The 9,055-nt window shown below is 51.8% G+C and carries 3 protein-coding genes and 4 pseudogenes; 2 read left to right on the top strand and 5 right to left on the bottom strand.

What is annotated here, in order from left to right:
• Window positions 1–467: 467 nt before the first annotated feature.
• The 5 genes and pseudogenes from PSI23_RS09145 to PSI23_RS09125 form a co-directional block, all read right to left on the bottom strand.
• Window positions 468–1,961: pseudogene (locus tag PSI23_RS09145) on the bottom strand (conjugal transfer protein TraG N-terminal domain-containing protein).
• Window positions 1,958–2,293, bottom strand: coding sequence for a hypothetical protein (locus PSI23_RS09140; protein ID WP_273554795.1), 336 nt, complete (start codon window positions 2,291–2,293; stop codon window positions 1,958–1,960). Before PSI23_RS09140 ends, PSI23_RS09145 begins: the two are co-directional and overlap by 4 nt.
• 6 nt (window positions 2,294–2,299) lie before the next feature.
• Window positions 2,300–3,736 (bottom strand): annotated as a pseudogene (locus PSI23_RS09135) (integrating conjugative element protein).
• Between the two features lie 15 nt (window positions 3,737–3,751).
• Complete coding sequence (locus tag PSI23_RS09130; RefSeq protein ID WP_273554794.1) at window positions 3,752–4,720, bottom strand: TIGR03756 family integrating conjugative element protein; 969 nt, start codon at window positions 4,718–4,720, stop codon at window positions 3,752–3,754.
• On the bottom strand, window positions 4,717–5,115 hold the full coding sequence (locus tag PSI23_RS09125; protein WP_273554793.1) for a TIGR03757 family integrating conjugative element protein: 399 nt from the start codon (window positions 5,113–5,115) through the stop codon (window positions 4,717–4,719). Before PSI23_RS09125 ends, PSI23_RS09130 begins: the two co-directional genes overlap by 4 nt.
• Before the next feature lie 318 nt (window positions 5,116–5,433).
• Here PSI23_RS09125 and PSI23_RS09115 point away from each other — a divergent pair.
• Together PSI23_RS09115 and tssI are read left to right on the top strand one after the other, a co-directional pair.
• Window positions 5,434–7,205 (top strand): annotated as a pseudogene (locus PSI23_RS09115) (type VI secretion system baseplate subunit TssF).
• Window positions 7,147–9,047, top strand: a pseudogene (tssI, locus tag PSI23_RS09110) (type VI secretion system tip protein TssI/VgrG). Before PSI23_RS09115 ends, tssI begins: the two co-directional pseudogenes overlap by 59 nt.
• Window positions 9,048–9,055: the final 8 nt, after the last annotated feature.

Here is a 9,055-nt window from a genome sequence, read left to right as displayed (position 1 = left end):
TATATCGTAACGGAAAGGTGTTTTTCTTGGTATAACCCTTGGCCTCCACCCGCATAGCGGGGGGTTTTATGTTTAAGAAGCTGACGCTACTTAAACTGGCTAAAGCCATAAGTAGCGAAGCCTCAAGGGTTACAACCCTTGAGGCTTCTATAATAATTAAATATCGTCTGTTACCCTGAAAAGGATATCGATATAAACATGAAAGTATAGCGCTTTATATATAAGACATCCTAACTGAAATGGCATTCAATAATTTACTTTTTTGTGATACAGGTCATAACTGTTGTGTTAGTTATGTGAATATAAAACCTGAATTCAGCAGCGCATGAATTAAAACATTAACGCGACAACATAACTTATTTTAATTATCGAAACAATTATCAATAGATTAAAAAAAGAAAATATCACATTCAAATTAAACTCAGGGGATAACGTGCTATCCCTTAAGTTTTAAGCCTCTCATTTGACTACTTTCCTTTCGACAACACCTTCTGCATCACCATCTGCCCGAACATGCCCGCAGATTGCCTGACCTGCCCCACGCCCTAGTTCATCATCCCGGCCACATCCCCCATTCGCACCCCGGCCCAGGTCAGTGCGCCCAGCCAGACCATCGGCAGTACAATAAACAGCGTGCCCATTATCAGCCCCATGATTAAATCGTCCGAGGTGTTCTGAATGCCCGCCAGATTAAACAGGCTGTGGGTGTCCGAGCCGTACAGGGCGTCCAGCAAATGGCTGTCCAGCCAGCGCGCCAGTTCCCACCAAAAAGTCAGAAAATTCAATGCAAAGATAACGAACGTCAGCGTGAAAACGGTCTTAAACTCATACGCCGCAAACAGCAAAATCAGGGGTATCAGGATATACAACGCCATCAGGATCACCGCCTGCATCATCGGCAGTGCCTGGCGTATTGCATCAAACATCGGCATGCCAAGTAATCCGCCCAATAATGTCCCTGCGGAAGCCCCGATTCGGTTAGATCCATCCAACAGGGTGGGATCAGCATTGCCGCCATAGCCGGCATAGACATACCCTTCCTGCGAAACCGCCAGGTTCACCGGATTGACCAGACGGCGGATCACCGCTTCCTGATATTCCTGCGTATTTTTGCCCAACATGTTCAGGGTTGCAGACAGGCGCAGCCACAAGCCCGGATCGGCCTGTGCCAGTACCCGGTCTTTCAGGCCGGTTTGGGGGGCTGACCACCAGGCTTTGCAGTAGGGATATCCGCCCTGCCCGGTATCAGGCCGCCCATCGTCCCGGCTCGGCTGCCACGGAAAGTCGGCTCTGGGTGTGCGGGATTGCAGTGTCTGGTAATCCCCGGCTAAAAACGTGCGGCTGCCCAGCCAGTCGATATCACTCAGGGTAGCCGGATCGGGGGTTTTCCCCTGATCCCGTTGTTTCCACTGATGCAGTGCCAGCGCATAACAATCGTGAGTGAAATCCTGTAATTCCGCCGCCAGTGCCGGATTGCGGATACGGGTGTGCTGCACCTCAAAGCGCAACTGCCGTAAATCCGGCCGGCAGGGAACGGAGGCCACTGCCGCCTGTGTTAACCCTTTGGACAACCGGTGCACCGCCGCCGTCTGATTATTCAGGCTGGAGATCACCGGCGCATAGCCACTTTTATCCGGCGCTTTCGGTGTCCAGGTGCCACAGCTTTTGGCGCGGGACTGATCATACTGGAGGGTACTGAGGCTGACATTGACCAGTGGCACACAACACACCACCATCACGAAAAAGGCGCCATACAACGTATTTTCGAGACGGGCAAGCGACTGTAATCCCCCATGACCGTCCTCTTCGCCACCCTCCCGCACTTTCAGCCAGACAGCGATGACCTTTATCACTAAAGGGGTTGTAAACAGCCCGGTGGCAATCAGAATTTGCCACAGGCCGTTGTTGACTACCCAGCCGAGCAACTTCAGAAAATATTCCAGATAGCTGTTGGTGGTCATCTTGTTCCCTCAATATTCCCTGACAGGGCATATTCACCCAGCAGGATAAACAGCAGGCTGACCACCATCACCCGTATCAACGCTGCACGGTGTGTTGGCTGATGTGTTGTCCTTTGCCCGATTTTCCAGCTACCCCAGCCCAGTACGGCATACAGGCATAACCGCCAGACTAACCAGAATCCCCCGGTTTCGGTCACCCAATGGTGCATCTCGGTGAGTTTTTCCGCCTGATACAGCCCGGTCCAGCCTATCGCTAAACTGATAACCATCACCAAAGCGATAATCAGTAATAGCACAACCCCTTTTCTCAATGTGGGGATCATCGCTGCCATATCACTTTACCGCCGTTCACTGTGGGGCATTTCCAACTGATAAAAACGCGCATCGGTGCTCTCCGGCACTTGCTTTTGCGGATGCATTTGGATGCGCTGAGTGTCCCGCTCAATAATGGTCAGGATGGCATTGCGCGACAGTTCCCGTTTCAGCATCATCTCATTTTTCAGCGCATTGATTTCCCGGTTCAGTGCATCAATCCGCCGTTCGCCTTCCGCCAGGGCTTCTGATTACGCCGCAGCATTGGGTTCGGACATCCCAGTGATAAGCATGCGCCGCATCAGCAACGCCGTTTCGGTGGTTTCGGCCATCGCCAGTTCACCCGCCAAACGTGCGGTCAACGCGGCACTGTCCGGGTCTCGTTGCAACGCCTGAATAACACCTTTGGTCACGGCTAGACTGCCGGTTTTCAGTTTGGCCAGATTGGCGGCAGTGGGTTTTTCCGTGCCATTGACCAGTTTCACCAGCTGTTCAATATTGGCTTTGGTGCTCTCTTCCAGCATCGGGGCAAAACCCGTGCCGGCCACCGTCGCGCCCGGTTGCTGAGATTCACTCCCACTGGTGCATTCCGCGGCATTGGCACAGGTGCGGATAGCCCGGTCACCCAACACTTTTACCACCGCCTCCGCCGCTTCGCTGGCATTCTGGAATTGGCGACAGGCACCGCCATCACAATTTTGATGGCTGATTGAAGCCTGACTCAGTACCGGCAGATGATTCATCATATTAAACCCTGCACTGGCTAAATCACGGGTGGGCCGGATGGCATTCTGCCCCTTGCCACCTTGCTTCTTCCCACCAATCCATTGATGCCCGCCTGTGCCTGTGGATTTACTGCCGGCATTATTCACTCTCACCGCATCCGCATCCCCGCTGTTCACCTGTGTCTTATATTCCTGTAGAGCAGCAGACTGCGTCCATTTACTGTTTTGCGCAAAGTCCATCATCCGTTTGGCCATGTTCTGGCAAGTAAACTGGGCCTTATCGAACGCCACATTGGCCTGCAAAACCCCATTGGTCAGCATGTCATACAGACTCGGATTGGCACGCTGGATGACCATGGCCGGTAAGCTGGCGACAGCGCCGGTTGCGCTCTGGATCACTTCACTCATCAGATTTTTAAACCCGGCTGTAATGCCATTTAGCTGATTGCCGACCGTGGTTTTCAAATCAAAATTGCCGCACATCAAATCGGAACTCCAGCCCAGTTCCAGTCCGCCCAGTCTGGTCAGGGAACTGCGGGTGGCCGGTTGCGAAATCACCGAGCCGCCACCCAAGGTATAAAACAGCGTATCGGAGACAGCACCACGGGTCTCAGCTCCATAACCCAGAACACTATTATTCACCTGCGGTAATGAGAGGGACACAATCGGCGTATTACCCTGTACAGAAGCGGTTGCCAGTCCGCCCAATATCAGCAATAACACATTTATTCTCGTCATTGTTCATTTCCTTATTCAGATATCGGTACTGCCGAGAAAACGCTGCCCGCAACGCTGGCAACAGCTGTAGGGTTGCCACAGGGCATACGCCTGATTGCCATTGACCGCAGCAGCATATTCTCCGTCAGGAAACACCGCGCAGGACTGGTTTAGCCGGGGTGATAACCATTGCCATTGGTGATTTTTGGTGCCGGTATTTTCTGTCACCGGTTCGGGTGGCCAATAACCGTCAGTCGGCTTTCCTTTTAATACCTGATAAACATGGGGCTGTCCTGCACGGGTAATGATATCCGCCACCCGCTGTGCCACTACGGCAGATGCCTTGTCATCATCGGTCTGATTGACGAATCCTGAGCGCGGGTAAATATGGCCCCACAGATTGGCGGACATTTGACTACCCAGCTCCCGCTCACCGGGGATCAGGGCTTCCGGGTAGAATGACTCCGGCAAACCGGTACGCCACGCGACGGTATCCAATGTGCTGAGAAAATAAGGCACTAACGGGGTAGCCGCGCTTCGACAGGAATAACCAGGGATTTGCCCGCCCATCAGACGGGTGGCGGGATGCCCAATGGCATCGGCGTATTTGAAACGCAGGCTGGTACGGCGCTGGCCTGAAATCTGGCGATTATGGTGACCGCCGCCGGCAGTCAGGTGGGATAATGCACCGGTGACGGCGTTTTCCAGTCCGCCGGATAATCGGCTGACCTGCGCCATTTCTGACCACGGATTGCCGCCGGGCGTATGATAGGTGGACACCACCGCTTCGGGGAGGTGGTGAGTGACCTTAACTGACGTTTTCACTGAGCAGCCATGCCAGGAACAAAACAGCCAGTAACAAATGCCACTGACCCGCCACTGAATACAGGATGGCGAGAGGCTGCTGACCACAATCTGGGCGGTGTTGAGGGAAGCCTGTGCAAAGGAAGCAAACGCCACTATCAGCGTGATGGCAACAGGAAAAGCAAGGCGCTGTGACTTCATGGTTGACTCTGCTCCCTGAGGGCGCTCGCCTTTGCCACATCCGCCGTGCCATACACGACATCACGGTCATCAAATACCACCGCAGGGTATTTACGCACGCCTAATTGCCAGGCTTCAACAACGGTACGGTAAGCATTGATCATGTGCTGTTCCTGCTGATGCCATTGAGGCAATCGCAGTATTGCCTGTGCCTGTCTCGCAGCGTGTTGAGGGTCGGCAGAAAGCTGAGCGAAGATTTTCTGCTGCTGTTGCTCAGCCGCATCCAGCCAAACGATAGGGGTATCCGAGGAAAAATTGACGGGAGGATGTTGGCTGTCCGTATAAACTCCCGTTTTTGCATTGGCGGCTGAGACGGCCACCCATCCTAACCAGAATAATGTATACCACTTTCTCATCGCTACATTCCCGCATCCAAAAACAAGCGAAAAGCGTGCGAAAAAAATAAAGAAAAGTCAGCAATCAATTCTTTTTTGCGAAATGTAAAAAAGCGGATATTGACACTTTCGCCGCTGTCGCTCGGTTCTCCTTCAGAGGCGGGCTGGCACAACGATTCAGACTTCTCCCAAATCTGGAGAAAACGGAATTACATTAAATAAATTAACTCAACACCCATGTACAATAAATCACCATTACCTATCGCGTATTAATTTTATATAAACTTTACTCACAAAATGTCGATTAATTATTAATCGGAACATTAGAGATAACAATCAATGAAAAACAACAAGGAATCGCTGTACCTGCAAGAATTAGCTTACTTGCGTGAAAAAGCAAAGTTGATGGCAGTAGAGTTTCCGCATCTGAAACCTTTTCTGAGTACCCTTCATGATCCGGATATTGAACGCCTGTTTGAAGGTTTTCATTATTAACCTCAAATCTGCGCAGCACTATTGAAGACAGCTTTCCGCAAATAACCCATGACATGCTCGGACGCATCTGGCCACATGCCCTGCGCCCTGTGCCTCCGACGACGATCATTCAATTCACCCCTCATCAGGGCGTTCATCAGGGTGCAGTAGATATTCCTCAGAGTGCACCGATAACCACCGCAGAGGGGGAACACACGTTACGGTTTCGCACTTGCCGCCCTTTGCATATTGAGCCTTTCATTGTCCTGAACAGGCAGATCCAAAAAACACGGGAATACAGCGAGATCATATTGACATTGCGCCAGACAGGCGCAGTTTCAGACCGTTGGCAGGTAGGATTACTGCAATTTTTTCTTGGTACAGACCGTGAACGGGCGGCTCAGCTGAGTCTGTGGCTGGAACAGCACCTTGATGATATTTATCTGCGCACGCAAAACGAAGAAAAAAGACTCCGGTACGCCCGGTTGCACGGCTGTGATGCGAATTTTCATCACAATATACTGCCCACAGGCCACAATCATTTTGACCGCCTGCAACGGATGACGGAATATTATTGCCTGCCCCATGCTTTTGACTTTGTGACCATCGATGCGTTGGATTACCGCGAGTTGCCGTTAAACCGCGACGGGTCATTTGAGCTGATATTCAGGCTGGAAGGCGAGCTGCCGCTGGAGACATTGGGCGATGCTTTCCAGTTAGGCTGTGTCCCTGCCGTCCATTTGGAAACGATGTCAAGACAGCCGATCCCGTTTGAAGAAAATAACGCGCATTACACCATTCCTTTATTAGAGACTGAGCGGTTATTCCAGTTACAGGGTGTCCAAACGGCCAAGCAACCCGGCGGAAAACAATCTCACGATAACACCCTTTATTTCCAGCCTGTGGCTCAGTTCTGCGAGAAAAGTGGCTGGCTGCGTGGTGAAGGGCAACCCGATAATCTCTATTTCCAGCCACGGCTCTCAATCGATCTGCTTGGACGTATCCAGAACCGGATACATTTTCTTGGTACGGATGGAAAAGACGCCACCCGCCTGCCGTCACAAACGGTCTGCGCGCATTTTATCGGCTACCATACGCAGGCCATGACATTGGAGCCAGGGGATATCACCGAATCCCAGGAATCCGTGCCTTCTCACCTGCGTGCCCGCAATATCACCCCCGTGTCACCGGATCTTCCCCCGATGGTGATGGGAAAATCAGACTGGGCGCTGATTGATAAGCTCAACCACACGCCATTTTTGCTTTTCAATACCGAGTCCCTGAAAAATTTTCTGCGTTTGTATGATTGCTATGCCGGACATGATCGCGTCCTCAGCCACCGGATGCAGCAGCATATTGACGGGATTGTACTTCTGGACGCCCGATTTGACAGCCGTCTTGACTACGGTCCAGGGAGACTGGGGGGTGTTATTAATGGCAACACCCTGCATTTGCACCTTAATCCTGCTTGTTATGAAAATGACGGCATCATGTACCAGTTCTGCCGGGTGATCAGCCAACTGCTGGCGAGCTTTGTTGTCCGGGATAACTTCATCATGCTGGAAATTTATCGGCAGGATGAACAGACGGCGTTATGGGCATTTCCGCATCAACTCGGACTGCGCCGTGAAATGTAATGAGATGAAACCGAAAATTAAGGAAACAATAATGCTAAAAAGTGGATTACGTTTTGTTTGTCGGATAGGGGGATTACCTGAGAGTACATTTGCAGTGGCCGATTTTACCCTGCGGGAAGGGCTTTCCGAACTGTTCACTCTGAACCTGACACTGGTTCAGACTCTGCCCGGCAATCCCTTTATACCGAAGCTGGAAATCGATTTAACCGCGCTGTTGATGCAGGAAGCGGTACTGCAAATCTTCCACGGGGTGCTGGAGCAACGCAAAATCACCGGGATCATTTCCCATGCTGACTGGTGCGGCACTGATGGTAACAAAATCCTGTATACCTTTACGGTGCGCCCGTCCCTCTGGCGACTCACGCTCAATCAGGACAGCCATATTTATCACCGGCAAAGTGTGCCGGATATCATGAAGCTGTTGCTGAAAAAACATCATGTTCGCGCTGATTCAAAATTGGAAGATGCCCATCAAAGCCGAGAATACATCACCCAGAAGCGGGAATCCGATTATGCTTTTTTTGCCGGTTAGCCGCTGAAGAGGGGATCAGCTTCTGGTTTGAGGATGAAACCCTGTTTTTCAGTGACAGCCATCTGCCAATGGCAGCAGACCTGACGCTCAGTTACAACGCACAACCGGAAACGGCGCACGGGATCGATACGATTTATCAGGTTCGTCTGGGGGTAGGGATGACACCCCAGCGCACAATCAACAAGGATTTCAATCCCGAACGTCCGTTTTACGCGCTCTCCCATCTGGAAAGCAACCCGGACTATCAGGCAGTTGGCACATTGACGCCGTATACGGTTTACGAAAGTTATGGCCGTTTTCAGAAGGATGCCGAAGCCAAACCGTTCGTTAAGTACCGCCACGAAGCCCTGAAAAACCAGATGCAGAGTGGCAACGGGCAAAGTAACTGCATCAAACTGATGCCGGGGCAAATTTTCAACATCGCTGCTCATCCCCATGCCCCGCTCAATACCTGCTGGCAGATTGTCGGGATCAGCCATCAGGGGCACTGCCCACAGGCATTGGGTGACAATGGCGGCGAGGGCACCACGCTCAGCAATAATTTCAGTTTTATCGACGGTTATGCCGATTACCGCCCGCCGTTTCATTATAAGCCCCTGGCGGATGGTGATGAGAGTGCCACCGTGGTCGGACCGGAAGGGGAAGAAATCTTCGTTAACAAAGACGGCGCAATTAAAGTCCATTTCCACTGGAACCGCTACGACAAAGCCGATGACAGCGCGTCCTGCTGGGTTCGGGTGGCTCAGGGCTGGAACGGCAACGGTTTTGGCTTTATGGCCATCCCGCGCATCGGGCAGGAAGTGATTGTTTCTTACCTTAACGGCGATATTGACCGGCCGATAGTCACGGGCAGTGTCTATAACGCAGTGAACCGCCCGCCGCTGGATTTACCCGCCGCAAAGACCCGTACCACCTTTAAAACCAAAACCCATAAAGGAGAAGGCTTCAACGAACTGCGCTTTGAGGATGCGAAAGGCAGCGAAGAAGTGTTTATTCATGCGCAAAAAGACATGAAAACCACAGTACTCAACAACCGCGAAACCCATGTGCTGGCCAGCCACAGCGAAACCGTTGAGAAAAACCAGACCATCAATGTTTTCGAGCACAAGGAAGAGGACATCGGGATCACCCATACGCACACGGTCGGCGAATCGTTAGCCATTACGGTCGGCGATGTGATTGAACTGCGTTGTGGCAGCAGCTGTCTGCGGATGGACAAGTTCGGCAATGTCACGATCCAGGGCACCAAATTCCTGTTTGACGCCGCTGATGCTATCCAAATCAGTGCGCAAGACATTGATCTGAACTAAGGAGCCAA

The organism is Xenorhabdus yunnanensis, from assembly GCF_028598805.1.
Classification (GTDB): Bacteria; Pseudomonadota; Gammaproteobacteria; order Enterobacterales; family Enterobacteriaceae; genus Xenorhabdus; species Xenorhabdus yunnanensis.
Note: the sequence above shows the minus strand (reverse complement) of the source record. Positions and strands in the feature narration are given on the sequence as shown.

Bases quoted from the DNA above. Each gene is read 5' to 3' on its own strand.
- PSI23_RS09140 (WP_273554795.1), bottom strand. From the start codon at position 2,293: ATGGCAGCGATGATCCCCACATTGAGAAAAGGGGTTGTGCTATTACTG.
- PSI23_RS09125 (WP_273554793.1), bottom strand. From the start codon at position 5,115: ATGAGAAAGTGGTATACATTATTCTGGTTAGGATGGGTGGCCGTCTCA.
- PSI23_RS09130 (WP_273554794.1), bottom strand. From the start codon at position 4,720: ATGAAGTCACAGCGCCTTGCTTTTCCTGTTGCCATCACGCTGATAGTG.